Origin of the sequence: Streptococcus parasanguinis (assembly GCF_001578955.1) — a bacterium.
In the GTDB taxonomy this organism is placed as follows: Bacteria; Bacillota; Bacilli; order Lactobacillales; family Streptococcaceae; genus Streptococcus; species Streptococcus parasanguinis_U.
Genome location: NZ_KQ969691.1, coordinates 4937 through 23969, shown reverse-complemented (window position 1 = coordinate 23969; position 19033 = coordinate 4937). Strand labels below are relative to the sequence as shown.

At 41.1% G+C, this 19033-nt stretch carries 17 protein-coding genes; 14 read left to right on the top strand and 3 right to left on the bottom strand.

Annotated features, from left to right (window positions below; genetic code table 11):
- The 3 genes from SPADD19_RS12775 to SPADD19_RS06890 all read left to right on the top strand — a co-directional run.
- The coding region (locus SPADD19_RS12775) for a hypothetical protein (RefSeq protein WP_241496551.1) at window positions 1-126 on the top strand (126 nt) is incomplete at its 5' end.
- 136 nt (window positions 127-262) lie between these two features.
- Entirely contained in the window at window positions 263-1156 is an 894-nt protein-coding gene (locus tag SPADD19_RS06895; RefSeq protein ID WP_003015492.1) for an SPFH domain-containing protein, read from the top strand.
- Window positions 1157-1264: 108 nt separating this feature from the next.
- Window positions 1265-1480, top strand: coding sequence for a capsule biosynthesis transcriptional regulator (locus SPADD19_RS06890; RefSeq protein WP_003004771.1), 216 nt, complete (start codon window positions 1265-1267; stop codon window positions 1478-1480).
- A 119-nt stretch (window positions 1481-1599) separates the two neighbouring features.
- Here SPADD19_RS06890 and SPADD19_RS06885 read toward each other — a convergent pair whose 3' ends face one another.
- Window positions 1600-2340: an amino acid ABC transporter ATP-binding protein gene (locus SPADD19_RS06885; RefSeq protein ID WP_049498720.1), complete on the bottom strand. Its 741-nt coding sequence runs from the start codon at window positions 2338-2340 to the stop codon at window positions 1600-1602.
- Entirely contained in the window at window positions 2340-3902 is a 1563-nt protein-coding gene (locus SPADD19_RS06880) for an ABC transporter substrate-binding protein/permease (RefSeq protein ID WP_049498719.1), read from the bottom strand. The genes SPADD19_RS06885 and SPADD19_RS06880 overlap by 1 nt, the downstream gene beginning before the upstream one ends.
- A 117-nt stretch (window positions 3903-4019) precedes the next feature.
- Here SPADD19_RS06880 and SPADD19_RS06875 point away from each other — a divergent pair, with 117 nt between their 5' ends.
- From SPADD19_RS06875 to sufB, 9 genes are all read left to right on the top strand, one after another.
- Window positions 4020-5927: a DUF2207 domain-containing protein gene (locus SPADD19_RS06875; RefSeq protein WP_061455608.1), complete on the top strand. Its 1908-nt coding sequence runs from the start codon at window positions 4020-4022 to the stop codon at window positions 5925-5927.
- Between the two features lie 108 nt (window positions 5928-6035).
- The gene (locus SPADD19_RS06870) at window positions 6036-6872 is read left to right on the top strand and encodes an undecaprenyl-diphosphate phosphatase (RefSeq protein ID WP_013904699.1); all 837 of its coding nucleotides are present in this window, start codon (window positions 6036-6038) and stop codon (window positions 6870-6872) included.
- A 134-nt stretch (window positions 6873-7006) separates the two neighbouring features.
- The gene (gene mecA / locus SPADD19_RS06865; protein ID WP_013904700.1) at window positions 7007-7744 is read left to right on the top strand and encodes an adaptor protein MecA; all 738 of its coding nucleotides are present in this window, start codon (window positions 7007-7009) and stop codon (window positions 7742-7744) included.
- Window positions 7741-8898, top strand: coding sequence for a glycosyltransferase family 4 protein (locus SPADD19_RS06860; RefSeq protein WP_013904701.1), 1158 nt, complete (start codon window positions 7741-7743; stop codon window positions 8896-8898). The genes mecA and SPADD19_RS06860 overlap by 4 nt, the downstream gene beginning before the upstream one ends.
- A gap of 134 nt (window positions 8899-9032) precedes the next feature.
- Window positions 9033-9803 carry a Fe-S cluster assembly ATPase SufC gene (gene sufC, locus SPADD19_RS06855; protein WP_003004238.1) on the top strand — a complete coding sequence of 257 codons (771 nt, stop codon included), beginning with the start codon at window positions 9033-9035 and terminating at the stop codon, window positions 9801-9803.
- Window positions 9804-9869: 66 nt separating this feature from the next.
- Window positions 9870-11132: a Fe-S cluster assembly protein SufD gene (sufD, locus tag SPADD19_RS06850; protein WP_013904702.1), complete on the top strand. Its 1263-nt coding sequence runs from the start codon at window positions 9870-9872 to the stop codon at window positions 11130-11132.
- A 9-nt stretch (window positions 11133-11141) separates the two neighbouring features.
- Window positions 11142-12368 carry a cysteine desulfurase gene (locus SPADD19_RS06845; protein WP_049498717.1) on the top strand — a complete coding sequence of 409 codons (1227 nt, stop codon included), beginning with the start codon at window positions 11142-11144 and terminating at the stop codon, window positions 12366-12368.
- Window positions 12355-12789 carry a Fe-S cluster assembly sulfur transfer protein SufU gene (gene sufU / locus SPADD19_RS06840; RefSeq protein WP_013904704.1) on the top strand — a complete coding sequence of 145 codons (435 nt, stop codon included), beginning with the start codon at window positions 12355-12357 and terminating at the stop codon, window positions 12787-12789. Before SPADD19_RS06845 ends, sufU begins: the two co-directional genes overlap by 14 nt.
- Window positions 12790-12821: 32 nt before the next feature.
- Window positions 12822-14234, top strand: a complete 1413-nt coding sequence (gene sufB, locus SPADD19_RS06835) for a Fe-S cluster assembly protein SufB (RefSeq protein ID WP_003015477.1) — start codon at window positions 12822-12824, stop codon at window positions 14232-14234.
- A 55-nt stretch (window positions 14235-14289) separates the two neighbouring features.
- Here the strand turns inward: sufB and SPADD19_RS06830 are convergent, their stop codons facing one another.
- On the bottom strand, window positions 14290-15531 hold the full coding sequence (locus tag SPADD19_RS06830; protein ID WP_061455607.1) for a serine hydrolase: 1242 nt from the start codon (window positions 15529-15531) through the stop codon (window positions 14290-14292).
- 204 nt (window positions 15532-15735) lie between these two features.
- Here SPADD19_RS06830 and SPADD19_RS06825 point away from each other — a divergent pair, with 204 nt between their 5' ends.
- Complete coding sequence (locus SPADD19_RS06825; protein WP_061455606.1) at window positions 15736-17721, top strand: peptide ABC transporter substrate-binding protein; 1986 nt, start codon at window positions 15736-15738, stop codon at window positions 17719-17721.
- A gap of 73 nt (window positions 17722-17794) precedes the next feature.
- Window positions 17795-19033 (top strand): ABC transporter permease subunit (locus SPADD19_RS06820; RefSeq protein ID WP_061455605.1); only part of this gene is annotated, 1239 nt, incomplete at its 3' end.

Sequence of the window (19033 nt, the reverse complement as noted above, 5' to 3'; positions counted from 1 at the left end):
GTCTTGATTGGGGTTACTTTGGCCAATAAGCATGACTATGCAGGTTTGGTCAATCGTATTGAGCGTTTTGATCCGTCTTTCATTAACTTGAACGGAAATGAAACTCTCTATAATATGCTGGTCTGAGAATAGTATAGCAACATCGTATTTCTATACAGTGGATGGTTTTTATCAAATTAAGCAATATATTTTTATGGAATATATTGCTTTTTTGTTACGACTTGTGATATGATATGCATAAATTACAAGGAGGGATACTTTTATGTCTGTATTCTTTTTATTTCTATTGTTCTTACTGTTGGTCATAGGTGGAATTGTTATTAGCTCACTTTATGTGGTCAAGCAACAATCCGTTGCCATCATCGAACGTTTTGGTCGCTATCAAAAAATTAGCGATAGTGGCATTCATATGCGAGCGCCTTTTGGCATCGATAAAATTGCAGCACGAGTTCAATTGCGCGTCTTGCAGAGTGAGATTGTGGTTGAAACAAAAACTCAGGATAACGTATTCGTTACCATGAATGTGGCAACCCAATACCGAGTGAACGAAAGCAATGTAAAGGATGCCTACTACAAACTCATGCGTCCAGAATCACAAATTAAATCATACATCGAGGATGCTCTTCGTTCTTCTGTGCCTAAGTTGACCTTGGATGAACTGTTTGAGAAAAAAGATGAAATCGCCCTTGAAGTTCAAAAACAAGTGGCAGAAGAAATGTCAACTTATGGATATATTATTGTTAAAACCTTGATCACCAAAGTTGAGCCAGATGCTGAAGTGAAACAATCCATGAATGAGATCAATGCGGCGCAAAGAAAACGCGTGGCAGCTCAGGAATTGGCAGAAGCAGACAAGATCAAGATTGTTACTGCTGCCGAAGCAGAGGCGGAAAAAGACCGTTTGCACGGGGTTGGTATTGCCGAGCAACGGAAGGCCATTGTCGATGGATTGGCAGACTCTATTAAAGAGTTAAAAGGTGCGAATGTAGATTTGACCGAAGAACAAATCATGTCTATTCTCTTAACCAACCAATACTTGGATACCTTAAATAATTTTGCAGATAAAGAAGGGAATAATACGATTTTCCTACCAGCAAACCCAGATGGCGTCGAAAACATTCGTACACAAATATTATCAGCCTTGAAAGCAAAGTAAACTTTTTCTCATTTTTTAAAAAAGGTTCGTATTTTCAGCGATTTTAGTTGACAAAATGTGCAAAAAAATTTATATTAGTATTGGAAATAATAATATAGGAGAAAGATAATGGCTAAATCGAACTTTGAAAAAGTAGAATCAGTTGTTGGATGGGTACGTGATAAGAAAATCACAGGGTATCGTATCAGTAAGGAAACAAATGCCCGTGAAATGTCTATCATTGCCTTGGCTCAAGGACGTGCAAAAGTGAAGAACATTTCGTTCGAAACGGCACTTGGATTGATTGATTTTTATGATAAAAATCATCAAAAATTCGAAGATTAATTTGTTGTTCCAATTGAAAACCAGAGAGACTCCTCTCTGGTTTTTTCCATGCCTCAAAAGAAGAAGCGGTACAAAAAAACAGCTTGCTTCCATACTAGGAAGCAAACTGTATCAAGAGACTAATGTAAGAAGCGTTGAAGGAATTCTTTGGTCCGTTCTTCTTTTGGATTGCTAAAGATTTCTTTTGGATCTCCTTGCTCAGCGATGACACCCTTGTCCATGAAGATGACCCGGCTAGAGACATCGCGGGCAAATTCCATTTCGTGGGTTACGACAATCATGGTCAGGCCTTCTTTTGCAAGGTCCTGCATGATTTTCAAGACTTCCCCAACCATTTCTGGGTCTAGGGCAGAAGTTGGTTCATCGAAGAGAATGGCATCAGGATCCATCGAGAGAGCACGTGCGATGGCGACCCGTTGCTTTTGACCACCTGAAAGTTGTTTCGGACGGGCAGCCCAATATTGAGATCCCATACCGACTTTTTCAAGGTTTTCTTTAGCAACTTTCTCAGCAGTTTCACGATCGCGCTTGAGGACGGTCGTTTGTGCAACGATCGTATTTTCTAAGACGTTTAAATTTTCGAAGAGATTAAAGCTTTGGAAAACCATCCCCAATTTCTCGCGGTAGTGGGTAAGATCATACTCAGGATCAAGAACATTTTGCCCACGATAGAGAATCTCTCCAGCAGTAGGAGTCTCTAGAAGATTGATGGAGCGAAGGAAGGTTGATTTTCCGCTACCAGAGCTCCCGATGATGGAGATCACCTCTCCTTTTTCAACGGTGAGCGAAATATCTTTCAAAACCTCATTTTGACCATAAGATTTTTTTAAATGTTGAATTTCAAGAATTTTTTCTGACATTATTTCACCTCCTTGACTTGCATTTGATTTGCACCTGTAGTATAAGTATCAGAATCTAAGCGACGTTCGATGTAGCGAAGGATTCGTGTGATAGTAAAGGTGAGAACGAAGTAAATCACAGCGATGATCGTAAAGGTTGGGAAGTATTGGTAGTTTTGAGTTGCGACCGTATTTCCTGTAAAGTACAGTTCAACTACAGAGATAACATTCAAAACAGATGTATCCTTGATGTTAATAACAAATTCATTCCCTGTTGCTGGCAAGATATTGCGAACAACCTGTGGAAGGACGACCTTGCGCATGGTTTGTCCATGGGTCATTCCTAGAGCAGTCGCTGCTTCAAACTGACCTGGATCCACTGCTAAGATCCCACCACGAACAATCTCACTCATATAAGCTCCGGTATTGATTGATACGATAAAGATGGCGGCCCAGGTACGATCCAAGGAAATGTTGAAGGCTTGGGCGGAACCGTAGAAAATGACCATGGATTGAACAATCATCGGAGTTCCACGGAAGATTTCAATGTAGACATTGAGGAACCAACCAAAGGCAGTTTGGCATCCAGCAAGGAATTTATTTTTAGCCTTCGGAGCTGTCCGGAAGACACCGATTAACAAACCGATAATCAACCCAGCGATAGTTCCAGTCATAGAGATTAAGAGGGTCATTCCAGTTCCCCGTAAGAACTGTGGGCCATTATCCTTTAAAATCTTCATCATTTGGCTAAAGAAAGTCTGCTTATCATCACTAGCATCACTGGAAGCTGGTTGCTTCTTAATCATATCATCCATGAGTTTGACTTGGTCTTCAGACGAAATCTTAGCTAGTGCGGCATTGACTTGGTCAATTCTAGTGTCACCCTTCTTCATCCCGATAGCGATAGTCGCATCTTCTTCCCCAACTTCAAATCCTTTTTTGAATTGAATCATCTTAAATTTAGAATTAGCGGACTCGGCGGTTAGGGCTTCGGGACGTTCAGAAACATAGGCATCAATAACACCCGATTCTAAAGCTTGACGCATCTGGGCAAAATCACCCATTGCAGTTTCTTGTTTCACACCCTTGAGTTGGGAAATGAGAGAATAGAGGTAGACCCCTTGTTGAGAGGTGACCTTTGCATCCTTAAAGTCATCTAAGGTAGTAGCATTTGCATAGTTTCCATCTTTACGAACGAGCATGACCGGTTCACTGGTATAGTAGCTCTTGGAGAAGGCGACCTCTTTTTTACGTTCAGCGGTTGGACTCATCCCAGCGATAATCATATCGATTTTACCAGAAGTGAGGGCTGGAATTAAACCGTTCCAAGATGTTTTTACGATCAGAGGTTTTTTACCTAACTCCTCAGCAACTTTTTTGGCGATTTGGACATCGTACCCATTGGCATATTGATTGGTACCGTCAATTTTAACAGCTCCATTTGCATCATCTTCTTGGGTCCAGTTGAAAGGAGCGTAGGCTGCTTCCATTCCGATTCGTAAATAGTCATCTGCATGAGCAACCTGTGTGATCCCCAGGCAAATGAAAAGCCCTGTTAAGAGCGCGAATAATGTTTTTTTCATTTTTTCTCCTCTTCCTTATTTTAACTCTTCCTATTGTACAGTAAAATAGCCTGCATTTCAAACATGGTCCTCTTTTTATTTAAAAAATGCTATAATAATACAAAGGAGCGTGATCAAATGAAAAAGTATTTGTATGTTATTTTCGCCTTTCTGGCCTGCCTTTTTGTTAGTCAGAACGTCCATGCATCTAGCCCATCTTATGATGTACTTTACTATGGTGGAACCTTGACCTTGGACACCTGGGACGACGCCACCTATGAGGAAGAACTGGTTTATTATTTCAAAGATTCTTATAGAGGGCAGTATGTTAGCCTAGGAACTGCGGGGAACATGCCACAAGGCTTTGCAATTGAGATACCGCCAAAGGTTGAGGTGGAAGGTCGTGATCTTCAAAGAGAACCCGAGATTACGAATCTAGGTGATGGCTACCGAGTGAAAATTTATAACAGTGGTGTAGCGCAAGATACAGTCAAAATAAAAGTCACATGGAAATTAAAAAATCTTCTTTATTCACACAAGGATATCTTGCAGTTGAACTGGAAACCAATTACGGATGGCGATCAGAAGGTGGACGAAGTTCAATTTCGTGTCATTCCTAAGTTTGCACCAGCCAATGCCCAGTCGGAACTGTATATCCATACAGCCTTTATGGGACCGGATGTGACTGTAAAGAAAGAAGATGGAATCTATTCTGCCACTTTCTATAACTTAGGCAAAGGAAAGGCTGTGGAGTTGTATGGTTACTGGTTGAAGTCAGACCTAACTACCTTGTATGGTTCTGGTCGAAATACAGGATTGACCAAATTGGATGAATTTCACAAGAACCAAGCTAAAATTGAACAGGAAAAATACTGGACACGCATGTTTTGGAACTGGATCTTGCCAGCCTTCATTATTGCACTCTGGCTTCTTTCTCTTGTGGGTCGCAATCGGTTCAAAAAAATGATTTGGCCTGGTGTGACCTATCCGACCGATACTCGTCTTTATGAGATTCCACAGGACATTGCACCTCTAATTATGAGTTCGGTTGTTTATTCAGCCGAACTAGACGAGGCCTCCCCTACCAATAAAGAGAAGGCAACTCCTCCGGTGTTTACATTTGAAAAAATGCTTCAAGCTACATTGCTGGATTTGATGGATCGTGGAGTGATTGTCTACGAGCAGCAAGGAAATGAAGTCGTTTTGACCAGAAAGTCTCATGGACATGTGGATGATTTTGAACGCTCCTTTATGAATATGGCTTTTGGGGATCAGGTTTCCTGTCCTGTAAACCGTCTCTTTGAGAATTATGAATTTAGTGATGATGTATACAAACATGCCAAAAAAGCAGATCAAGATGCGATTCGTTCACTAGGAAGTAAGGCTCAGGCTCGTTTTGATACGGCTGTGAACCAAGTGGCCCGAGATGTTCATCGCAAGGTGGAAGATCTCCATTTGCCAAGCTACTATCGCCCTTTAGAGGCAAAAGAAGAAGCGCAAGCTAGACGAAGTCTCTTCTTTGGTTGGGCTGCTTGGTTTATCGCTCTTGGAGCAGAAATCTTTGCCATCTTTGGGATGGGTTGGTTCTCTGTTCCTTGTTTGATAGGGATCCTCATACTTTGGTTTATGCCAGTGCGCTTCAATGGTGTCTTTAAAGCTTGTCTACGAGATGGGGTTGTCAATCTTGCGGGTGGTGAGCAACGCTATTACTGGGATAGTTTTGGTCGGATGTTGAAAGAGATTGCTCACCTCAACGATGCAGAGTTGCAGTCTCTGGTCCTATGGAATCGGTTATTGGTCTATGCGGCCTTGTATGGTGTAGCCGATCAGGTCACAAAGGTCATGAAACTTCGGAATATTCATTTAGAAAATCAAGCCTTAAACGCCTTCGTTTACACCCCATTCTATCATGATGTGACCCACTCAAGTCATGCCATGTCTACTTATGGATCGACAGCATCGACGGCTAGTCATTTCACAGTTTCCTCTGGTAGTGGAGGAGGCTTCTCTGGCGGTGGTGGCGGCGGAGGCTTTGGTGCTTTCTAATAAGCCAAAAGATCAGTCATAGTCACTCCGGCCATACTGGCTGGAGCGATCTAGCCTGGTGAATAGAATTATGATATAATAGAGCAAATGTAAGTTTAGGAGAAAAAGATGTTTCTGATCGAATTAATCAAGGCGGTTCTTTTTGGGATTGTCGAGGGGATTACAGAATGGTTGCCGATCTCAAGTACAGGTCACTTGATTCTGTTACAGGATTTTGTGCAGTTTAAAAATCAAGATCCAGCCTTTATGGAGATGTTCAATGTCGTGATCCAATTGGGTGCGATCCTAGCGGTTGTGGTGATTTATTTCGATAAATTGTATCCCTTCAAACCTGGTAAATCTCCACTAGAAGTACGTCGGACTTGGCAATTATGGGCAAAAGTTGCGGTTGCAACGCTTCCGCTTGTCTTTGTTTTTAAATTAGATGATTGGTTTGAGGCTCATTTTCACAATTCTATTTCTGTTGCGATTATGTTGATCACCTACGGGATTGCCTTTATCTATCTGGAAAGACGAGAACAAGTTGAGCCAGCAGTAACGGAATTGCATAAGCTACCTTATCGAACAGCTCTTTATATCGGACTCTTCCAAGTTTTATCGCTATTTCCAGGAACAAGCCGTTCAGGTGCTACGATTGTAGGTGGCTTGATCAATGGTGTTAGCCGTCCAGTAGTGACAGAATTTACCTTTTATTTGGGGATCCCAGCTATGTTTGGTGCTAGCCTCTTAAAGGTTGGAAAATTCGCTCTTGGCGGACATTCACTAGCACTGGGGCAACTCTTTATTCTACTGGTAGCGATGGGAGTGGCCTTTGTGGTCAGCATGTACGCCATCCGCTTCTTGACAGATTATGTGAAAAATCATGATTTCACCGTCTTTGGGAAATACCGAATCGTTCTTGGTTCCATCTTGTTATTGTATGGCCTCTTCCGTGTTATTTTCTAAGAGAACGGTTGAACTCGATCAAATTATTTTCGAGGTTGGAGACTTTTGTCCCGACCTCTTTTCTATGCATCCTTTTTTTGAATTCTATCCAATTTTTTAGTATAATAGTAAGACTAGAAGTATGAGGTTATGCTATGAAGATGAAGCAAATTAGTGATTCAACAATTAAGATCACGATCCAACTAGAAGACTTAGAAGAACGTGGGATGGAAATTGCTGATTTTCTTGTCCCACAAGAAAAAACAGAAGAATTTTTCTACGCCATTTTGGATGAACTCGAAATGCCAGAAAGCTTCCTGGATAGCGGGATGCTGAGTTTTCGTGTGACGCCAAAACCAGATAAATTGGATGTTTTTGTTACCAAATCAAAAATTGACCAACAATTGGATTTTGAGGATTTGTCAGATCTTCCTGATATGGAAGAGTTGTCGCGCATGACGCCAGATGAATTTATCAAAACCTTGGAAAAAACAATCTCTGATAAGACAAAAGGGGATGCAGAAGCCATTCACCATTTGGAACAAGAAGAGTTGCGGGACAATCAAGAACAAGATCCGACACCTGAATCCCCAGTGACTCAGTATATTTATTACATTTTGCGTTTTTCGAATATCCAGCAAGCAGTTGCCTTTTCCAAAACGGTGACTTACCCAGTAGATACCTCTGAATTGTACAAGATGGGGTCGGAATATTATTTGACAGTGCTAATTGATACAGAGAATCAGCCTATCCAATATCCTACTTGGTTACTCGCAACTATTCGAGAGTATGCGGATGATTCAGAAGTGACACGGGCAGTTTTACAGGAGCATGGGTATTTATTGATGGTATCAGGTGCGATAGAGAATTTAAAGAAAGTTGCTAGTTTATGATGTCCTTTTCTCTGCAATTTATTCTGATATTGATCGGGACCTTTTTGATTGCGCTTGTGTTGACGCCTTTGGTTCGTTTATTATCATTTAAAATCGGTGCAGTTGATTACCCTAATGCTCGACGAATCAATACCAAGCCCATGCCAAGTGCTGGTGGATTATCTATTGTAATCGCCTTTTCGATCGCAACCTTAGTATTCATTCCTATGCTGACATCTAATGCTGCACCAATCAAAAGTTATCTCTCTTATACCTTGCCGGTTGTAGGTGCAGGATGGATCATTGCTCTTACAGGCTTGATCGATGATGTGAAAGAATTGTCAGCCAAAAAGAAGATGATTGGCATTCTTCTTGCAGCGAGTATAGTCTGGTTTTTGACCGATTTCAGGCTGAATGATTTCAAGATTCCCTTTGGTGGTCCTTTGCTTCATTTTGATCCGTGGTTATCATATCTTTTAACAGTGATTTGGATCATTTCTATTACCAATGCGGTCAATTTGATTGATGGATTAGATGGTTTGGTGAGTGGTGTATCCATTATTTCTCTAGTGACAATGGGGATTGTTTCCTATTTCTTTCTGCCAGTTCCAAATCTCTTCTTGACCATGACCATTTTTGTTTTAGTTGCAGCAATCGCTGGATTTTTCCCCTTTAACTACCATCCAGCCATTCTTTATCTGGGAGACACCGGTGCTCTGTTTATCGGATTTATGATTTCTGTCTTGTCTTTGCAAGGCTTGAAAAATGCGACAGCTGTTGCGGTAGTCACGCCAATGATTATCCTCGGAGTTCCGATTACAGATACCTTTTTAGCCATTATCCGTCGGACTTTGTCTGGTCAAAAATTTTACAAACCGGATCGCAATCACCTACATCACCGTCTGCTTTCTTTAGGCTTGACGCACCGAGGGACAGTACTTGTGATCTATGGGATCTCGATGATCTTTTCCTTGATTTCTCTACTGCTCAATATTTCAAGTCGAATTGGGGGCATTTTGCTCGTGATAGGACTTTTGTTTGGAGTGGAGTTGTTAGCAGAATTGATCGGGGTTCTGGGGCCACATCATAGTCCTTTGTTAAATGTTCTGCGCTATATAGGGAATTCTTCCTATCGGGAGGAAGTTCGTCAAAAACGAAAAGGAAAAACTAAATAAGAATAGTTCTAATCAAAAGAAAAGCCATTTAGGCTTTTTTTTGATATACTTGAAAGGTAAAAAAATACTTTGTGATGAAGGAATCGATGCTTTGAGAAGCTTCTAGACTTCAAAGTAAAAAGAAAGGGAATGCAATGTCGACATTAGAAATTAAAGACCTTCACGTTGAAATTGAAGGCAAAGAAATTTTAAAAGGTGTAAACCTAACCCTAAAAACTGGTGAGATCGCAGCCATCATGGGACCAAACGGAACGGGTAAATCTACTCTGTCAGCTGCCATTATGGGTAACCCAAATTATGAAGTGACTAAAGGGGAGATTCTGTTTGATGGTGTCAACATCTTGGAATTGGAAGTAGACGAACGTGCACGGATGGGCTTGTTCCTTGCTATGCAATACCCTTCAGAAATCCCAGGGATTACCAATGCAGAATTTTTACGTGCAGCCATGAATGCTGGTAAAGAAGAGGACGAGAAGATCTCCATTCGTGATTTCATCAAAAAATTGGATGAAAAGATGGAATTGCTCAACATGAAAGAAGAAATGGCAGAACGCTATTTGAACGAAGGGTTCTCAGGTGGTGAAAAAAAACGCAATGAAATTCTTCAATTATTGATGTTGGAACCAACATTTGCTCTTTTGGATGAAATTGACTCTGGTTTGGATATCGATGCTCTTAAGGTCGTATCTAAAGGGGTTAATGCAATGCGGGGTGAAGGTTTTGGAGCGATGATCATCACCCACTACCAACGTTTGTTGAACTATATTACTCCTGACGTCGTTCATGTGATGATGGAAGGCCGTGTCGTGCTTTCAGGTGGGCCAGAATTGGCTGCCCGCTTGGAACGTGAAGGCTATGCCCAACTCGCAGAAGAACTCGGTTACGACTATAAAGAAGAACTATAACCTGATGACAAGTGATCTAATGTTGTCATAAAATTAAACAGATAGTATCTTTATTAGGAGAAAAAAATGAGTATTGAAAATATTACCCTCTTTTCGGAACTGCATGCTGAGCCAAGCTGGCTGCAGGATTTACGAAAAAAAGCTTTTAACAAGATTGATCAGTTGGAATTACCAGCGATTGAACGCGTAAAATTCCATCGCTGGAATCTTGGCGATGGAACGATCACAGAAAGCGAGGCTTCTGCCAATGTTCCTGATTTTACAGCCCTCGATTCGAACTTAAAATTGGTCCAAGTTGGAACTCAGACTGTATTTGAACAGGTGCCACAAGCCTTGGCAGACCAAGGAGTTCTTTTTACAGATTTCCATACTGCCCTAGAAGAAATTCCGCAGGTGATGGAAGACTACTTCATGTCTTCAGTTAAATACGATGATGACAAACTAGCAGCATACCACACAGCTTATTTTAATAGTGGGGCTGTTCTCTATATTCCAGATAACGTCGAAATTTCAGAACCAATCGAAGGTATTTTCTACCAGGATAGCGACAGTGATGTACCTTTTAATAAGCACATTTTGATTATCGCAGGTAAAAACAGCAAGTTCAGCTATTTGGAACGCTTGGAATCAAAAGGTGATGGCTCAGCAAAAGCAACTGCTAATGTGACGGTTGAGGTGATTGCCCGCTCCGGTGCTCAAGTGAAATTTGCGGCGATTGACCGTCTGGGTGAAAATGTCACAGCCTACATCAGTCGACGTGGAAAACTAGGTCAGGATGCCAGCATTGATTGGGCCATCGGTGTCATGAATGAAGGCAACGTGGTTGCAGACTTTGACAGTGACTTGGTTGGAAACGGAAGTCATGCAGATTTGAAAGTCGTTGCCTTATCAAGCGGTCGTCAGGTGCAAGGAATTGACACCCGTGTGACCAACTTTGGTTGCAACTCGATCGGAAATATCTTACAACACGGGGTTATTCTTGAAAAAGGAACCTTGACCTTCAACGGGATTGGTCATATTATTAAAGGGGCCAAAGGAGCAGATGCTCAGCAAGAAAGCCGTGTCTTGATGTTATCGGATCAAGCGCGTTCAGATGCCAATCCAATCCTCTTGATTGATGAAAATGACGTCACGGCAGGCCATGCTGCATCGATCGGTCAAGTGGACCCAGAAGATATGTATTACCTTATGAGTCGTGGTCTGGATCAACACACAGCAGAACGTTTAGTGGTGCGTGGTTTCTTGGGATCTGTTATTGTTGAAATCCCAGTTAAAGAAGTACGTGATGAAATGATTGCCACCATCGAAGAAAAGTTATCTCAACGCTAAGGAGAAACAATGCTAGATAAAAATACGATTGCTCAAGATTTTCCCATTCTCGATCAACTAGTTCACGATGAGCCTTTGGTTTATCTAGATAATGCAGCGACGACGCAAAAACCTAAACGTGTTCTTGAAGCAGTTAATCACTATTATTTGCAAGATAACGCCAATGTCCATCGTGGAGTCCATACTTTGGCTGAACGAGCGACAGCAGCCTATGAGGTGGCGCGTGAGAAAGTTAGAAAATTTATCAACGCTTCATCAACCAAGGAGGTGCTCTTTACAAGAGGGACAACGACTGGACTCAACTGGGTGGCCCGCTATGCAGAAGAAGTCCTAAAGGAAGGGGATGAAGTCCTGATTTCCATCATGGAACATCACTCCAACATCATTCCTTGGCAGCAAGCCTGCAAGAAGACAGGAGCAAAACTGGTTTATGTCTATCTAAAAGATGGCTTACTGGATATGCAGGACTTAAAGAGCAAGCTTAGTGAGAGGACAAAATTTGTCTCCATCACCCATGCTTCGAATGTCTTAGGGGTGGTCAATCCGATCAAGGAAATTACTCGATTAGCTCATGAAGTTGGAGCGATCATGGTCGTAGACGGTGCTCAATCAACCCCTCATATGGCCATTGATGTACAAGACTTAGATGCGGATTTCTTTGCTTTTTCTGGCCACAAGATGGCTGCACCAACAGGGATTGGTGTCCTCTATGGGAAGGAAGAAATCTTAGAGCAAATGTCTCCAATCGAGTTTGGGGGCGAGATGATTGACTTTGTTTACGAACAATCTGCCTCTTGGAAGGAATTACCTTGGAAATTTGAAGCTGGAACACCTAATATGGCGGGCGCAATTGGTCTTGGTGCAGCAATCGATTACTTAGAAGAGCTGGGTATGGACCAGGTAGAAGCGCATGAGCAAGAATTGATTGCCTATGTGTTTCCAAAATTACAGGCTATCGAAGGCTTGACCATCTATGGCTCCCAAGACTTAGCCCAACGTTCTGGCGTCATTTCCTTCAATCTAGGAGATCTCCATCCGCATGACTTAGCAACAGCATTAGATTATGAAGGAATTGCCGTTCGTGCAGGTCACCACTGTGCACAACCGCTCCTTCAATACCTACAAGTCCCAGCGACAACGAGAGCAAGTTTTTATATCTACAACACCAAAGCGGACTGTGATAAATTAATTGAGGCATTGATCAAAGCAAAGGAGTTTTTCAATGGCACTTTCTAAATTAGATTCGCTGTACATGGCGGTCGTAGCTGACCATTCAAAACACCCCCACCACCAAGGACAGATTGAAGATGTTGATCAGATCCAACTCAACAATCCAACTTGTGGAGATGTGATCCAGTTAAGTGTGAAATTTGATGAGAATGACAGGGTTGAAGATATTGCCTTTGTGAATTCAGGCTGTACGATCTCAACCGCTTCAGCTAGTATGATGACGGATGCTGTAATGGGAAAAACAAAAGAGGAAGTTGAAGAATTGGCACAGGTCTTTTCAGAAATGGTCCAAGGCCAATCAGATCCTCGGCAAGAGGAGTTGGGAGATGCAGCCTTCTTATCTGGAGTCTCAAAATTCCCACAGCGGATTAAATGTGCGACCCTCTCCTGGAATGCTCTTAAAAAAGCGATCGAACGTAGTAATTAGTTAAAAGAAGAAACAGAGAAAGAAAGGAAATTATGGCTGAAGAAAGAGTCGAACCGAAACCAATTGATCTCGGTGAATATAAATTTGGATTTCACGATGACGTTCAACCCATTCTCTCTACCGGGAAGGGATTGAATGAAGCGGTAATTCGTGAATTATCTGCAGCAAAAAATGAACCAGAATGGATGCTAGAATTCCGTTTGAAATCTTTTGAAACCTTCAAAAAGATGCCCATGCAAACCTGGGGAGCCGATCTATCAGAGATTGACTTTGATGATTTGATCTATTATCAAAAACCTTCGGATAAACCTGCCCGTTCATGGGACGAAGTTCCAGAGAAAATCAAGGAAACCTTTGAGCGCATTGGGATCCCAGAAGCTGAACGTGCCTACCTAGCGGGAGCTTCTGCTCAGTATGAATCGGAAGTGGTTTACCACAATATGAAAGAAGAGTTTGAAAAGTTGGGGATTATCTTTACCGATACGGATTCTGCCCTAAAAGAATATCCAGACCTTTTCAAACAGTATTTTGCGAAGTTAGTACCACCAACGGACAACAAATTGGCTGCCCTCAACTCAGCAGTCTGGTCTGGTGGAACCTTCATTTATGTACCAAAAGGTGTAAAAGTAGACGTCCCACTTCAAACTTACTTCCGTATCAACAATGAAAATACAGGTCAGTTTGAGCGCACGTTGATTATTGTGGATGAGGGAGCAAGTGTCCACTATGTAGAAGGCTGTACTGCGCCGACCTACTCAAGCAATAGCCTCCATGCAGCGATTGTTGAGATCTTTGCCTTGGATGGTGCTTATATGCGTTACACGACCATCCAAAACTGGTCTGACAATGTCTACAACTTGGTCACCAAGCGGGCCAAAGCTCAAAAAGATGCCACAGTTGAGTGGATCGACGGGAACTTAGGAGCCAAGACAACCATGAAGTACCCATCTGTTTATCTAGATGGAGAAGGAGCGCGCGGGACCATGTTGTCCATTGCCTTTGCTAATGCAGGTCAACACCAAGATACAGGTGCTAAGATGATCCACAATGCCCCTCATACCAGCTCGTCTATCGTATCAAAATCTATTGCGAAAGGTGGCGGAAAGGTAGACTACCGTGGACAAGTTACATTTAACAAGGATTCTAAAAAATCTGTTTCTCATATTGAGTGCGATACCATTATTATGGATGATTTGTCAGCATCAGATACGATTCCTTTTAATGAAATTCACAATTCACAAGTTGCTTTGGAGCACGAAGCAAAGGTTTCAAAAATTTCAGAAGAACAGCTTTATTATTTGATGAGTCGTGGACTGTCTGAGTCAGAAGCGACAGAAATGATTGTCATGGGATTTGTAGAGCCCTTTACAAAAGAACTTCCAATGGAATATGCCGTTGAGTTAAACCGACTTATTAGTTACGAAATGGAAGGATCTGTAGGATAATTCATTTTCATCAATCAAAAATCACAATGGATTTGACTCCATTGTGATTTTTTGCTTATAATTTTTCGTTGACATAACGGACGAATTGATTCCACCAAACCTTTAAGAAAAAGCTTTTCTCAACGGTTTTTCCTGCTACCATATCGACTGTCGGCTCTTGATCTTCTAAGTAGCCTCGCCCGATTTTATTTGGATCTGAGTATTGGAGAATTCCAACATCATCTCCAGATTTTACAGGGGCTTTGAATTGGTTTTGACTACTTTTGAATTGGATCTTAGGTTCAGTTTGATTGCCTTGTTTTACCACGACATAGAAGTCTTTTTTGGCAACAGCCGAAACGGACTCAAACTTCCCATCCGTAATGGCGACCTTACTTTTTCCATAGGTATCTCCTTTCTTTACGACAATGGAAGAAACAAAGGTTCGTACCACGTAATTCATCAGTGATGAAGTTGCTACAAAGCGTGCATAAGGATCACCGTCAACTGCTTCAACTCCTAAGACAACTGTGATCATGTGGATACCATTTTGCGTCGTTGATACAGCAAAGGTAATTCCTCCTTTGGTGGAGTTGCTGACTCGAAGGCCGTCGACTCCAGAACGGTAATTCGGCATCCCTTCTAGCATTAGGTTGGGGTTTTCAATCTGCGTGTTTGAAAAAAGAGCAGTGGGTTTTGAAGTATATTTGGTCACTTCAGGAAAATCCTGGAGTAAGTGCTTGGCAATAACAGCAATATCATAAGCACTCAATTGATTTTCGTCTTCTTTCCCGTCAGGATCTCCGCTGATGGTTTGAGTATTTAATCCGGTAGCATTAATTAAATGAGGAGATTGAATGCCCCATTCAGCAAGTTTTTGCTTCATTTTTTCAACGAAGCTTTTTTCGGAGCCACCCACTTTCTCAGCTAAGGCGAAGGCGGCAGTGCTAGAATTTCCAACTAAAAGAGCAGTCAATAACTGATCAACCGTATATTGGTTTGCCTCAATGGGAAGAGTTCCAGCACCTTTAATATCATTTAAGGCCAATGCCTCCTCGGATAATTTGATTGGGTCTTTTAACGAAAGTTTTTTGTCATGAATGGCTTCGAAAATTAGATAAGTGGTCAGCAGTGTAGACAATCCTCCAACTTCTCGCTTTTTATCCGAATCTTTTTCATACAAGATCTTACCAGTGTCTGCTTCGACAGCGATGGCACTTTGAACAGGAAGATCCGGCTCGTTCGCAAAAATCTTTTGAGGTGGTAGACTGCATAAAAGTAGGATGAAGGTTAAAAAAGAAAGAAAGAATTTTTTCACGGTAATTTCCTCATTATTTAGTCTTCTCTATTGTATCATACAAAATCTGAATAGAAAATTGGAAAATCATCATCAAGCTAAAAAGTCAGTCGTATCAAGGTTTTTGAATGGTGACAACGCAAATATTCAGAAAATTTAGTTTACTTTTTTTTCTAGTTGTGATATAATCTTAAACAAATCTAAAAAAACTATTGGAGAATTCCTATGAAAAAAGGTAAAGTATTCGCGGTTGCTGGAGTAACACTCCTTGCGGCTGGATTGTTGGCTGCATGTTCTGGTTCAAACACTAGCAAAGCAAGCTCAGGTGAAGACAAAAACTATGGTTATGTTTACTCAGATGATCCTCAAACTTTGGACTACACAGTATCTTCTAAAGCTGCTACACATGATATCACTACAAATGTTGTAGATGGTTTGATGGCAAATGACAAGTATGGTAATCTCGTACCATCACTTGCGGAAGATTGGTCTGTTTCAAAAGACGGTTTGACTTATACCTACAAGATTCGTAAAGGGGTTAAATGGTACGATGCAGACGGTGAAGAACACGGTGAAGTTACAGCCAAGGACTTCGTGACAGGCTTGAAACACGCTGCTGATAAAAAATCTGAAACTCTTCCACTAGTTCAAGGATCTATCAAAGGCTTGGATGATTATGTTCAAGGGAAAATCACAGACTTTAGCCAAGTTGGTGTCAAAGCTGTTGATGATTACACACTTGAGTATACATTGAATAAACCAGAAACTTTCTGGAATTCTAAAACTACAAACGGAATTTTGTTCCCAATTAGCACAGAGTTCTTAAAGAGTAAGGGTGATGATTTTGGTCAACCAAACGATGTGAAATCAATCCTTGCAAATGGACCATTCCTTCTTAAATCTATTACTTCAAAATCATCTGTTGTATTTGAAAAGAACGACAATTACTGGGATAAGAAAAACGTTCACCTTAAAGAAGTGAAACTTACTTACTACGATGGATCAGACCAAGATTCATTGGCACGTGGCTTCTCTGATGGGGCTTATACAGTTGCTCGTTTGTTCCCTGCAAGTTCAAACTTTGCAACTATTTCGAAAAAATACAAAGACAATATCTACAACACACCAGCTGGTTCAGGTGTAGCGGTCCTTGGTTTCAACATCGACCGTCAATCATACAAACACACTGCTAAAAAATCAGATGCTGAAAAGGCTGCGACTAAGAAAGCAATCTTGAACAAAGATTTCCGTCAAGCAATTACCTTTGCGTTAGACCGTGAAAGCTATTCTGCACAGCTAAATAGTAAAGAATTTGCTAAACCAGCTATCCGTAATACCTACACAGCTCCAGCCTTTGTGCAAGTAAATGGAAAAGATTTTGGAGATGTAGTTGCAGATAAGTTGACTACTTATGGAGACCAATGGAAGGGTATCAACCTTGCAGATGGTCAAGACGGTCTTTACAATAAAGACAAAGCCAAAGCCCAACTTGAAAAAGCGAAAGCTGAACTTCAAAAAGATGGCGTTCAATTCCCGATTCATATTGATGTACCAGTAGCACAAAGCTCAAAAGGATTTGTTGCTCGTATGCAATCTTTGAAACAAACAGTGGAAGACACTCTTGGTAAAGACAATGTTGTTCTTGATCTTCAAATGATGGACCAAGATGAAGTATTGAACATTACTTTGAATGTACCATCAGCTGCAGATGCAGATTGGGATCTTCAAGGATTGGTTGGATGGAACCCAGACTACGATGATCCATCAACTTACCTCGATACTCTTCAACCTTCATCAGAAGACCAAACAAAAGTCTACCTTGGTTTTGCAGGTGGTGTAGATAATGCTTCAGCGAAAGCAGTTGGCTTGGATGAGTATGCGAAACTTCTTGCAGACGCTAATAGCGAATCACTTGATGTAGCTAAACGTTATGAAAAATACGCAGTTGCTCAAGCTTGGTTGAGTGATAGTGCCTTGGTAATCCCAACAATGTCAAGTACAGGTGCAGCAACTGTTGTTTCTAAAGTGGTTCCATTCTCTGGCCCATCATCTCAAACAGGTAACAAAGGATCTTCATACTTCAAATATGTAGAAGTTCAAGATGAACCAGTTACTAAGAAACAATACGAACAAGCACGTGAAAAATGGCAAAAAGAAAAAGCTGAGTCAAACAAAAAAGCTCAACAAGATCTTGAAAAACACGTTAAATAATTAAATTATTGCTTTTCATTAGAACTTTCTCTTCTAGGGGAGAAAGTTCTTTTGAACATTAAAGGAATGAAATATGAAAAAATATGTTTTTATGCGTATTTTGCGTTCGTTAGTGTCGATCTTTCTTGTCACGACATTAACCTACATGATTATCTATACGCTAACACCGAGAAATCTCATCTTTAAGAATGACCCTAACTATAATAAAGTAGCGAAGACAAAAGATTCGAAGATCAACTACGAAAATACTGTCTATGATCGTATGGGTTATTTGGAATACATGGATTCAAAAAGCCTGCAACAAAAAGCAAGTGAAGAAGATTCATCAGTTACAGTTGATGCGACCGTGGCCAATGAAAAGATCTATACAAAATACATTAATAAGCTAGGTCATGGCTGGAAGTTGCAACGTTTCCCAGAAAGTAAGTCCTTCTATGCAGTGCGTGAAATCCCGGTTTTTGAACGTGTCATCAGCTTCTATGCGAATTTAATTCAATTTGATCATCCAGGTTGGGTGAAAGATGCCTCCAATCCAAATCTGAAACGCTATATCCGTGTTGAAAATGATCCATCTATTGGTTGGTCAGTGGTAGGTTCAGGTACGAAACACAAATACCTCTTGTACTTCAATGGTCAATTCCCATATGTACACCAAAACTTTGTAACCTTAAACCTTGGAAATTCATATCCAACTTATTCAAATACCCCTGTTCTTCAAGTTATTACCCAAGGACAAGGAACGACTAAGAAGAGTGAAGTGAACTTCCCAACAGGTAAAAAGACATCTTCAATCGATATCTACTCACGTACTTACAAATCACCAAGTAAGGCAGACTCACAAGACATCAGTCGATTTGGTAAAGGAGATGCTTATACAGCAACGTTGAGCAACTATGAAAATCCATCCATGATTGTAAGTTCTTCTATCATTGGTTTGATTGGTATTGCGATTTCTTACCTGATTGCGATCCCATTAGGATCTTACATGGCTCTGTTCAAGAACTCATGGTTTGACAGCATTTCAACAGCTGTTTTGACATTTATGATGTCTCTTCCAACCATTGCTTCGGTCTACATTGTCCGTTTAGCAGGTTCTTTCTTTGGGCTTCCAGACTCATTCCCAGTTCTTGGAGCACAGGATTGGCGTTCATATGTATTGCCGTCTCTGATTCTTGGTTTATTGAGCGCGCCATATACTGCGGTTTGGATTCGTCGTTATATGATCGATATCCACTCGCAAGATTTCGTCCGTTTTGCTCGTTCAAAAGGATTGTCAGAACGTGAGATCTCAAGAAAACACATCTTCAAAAAT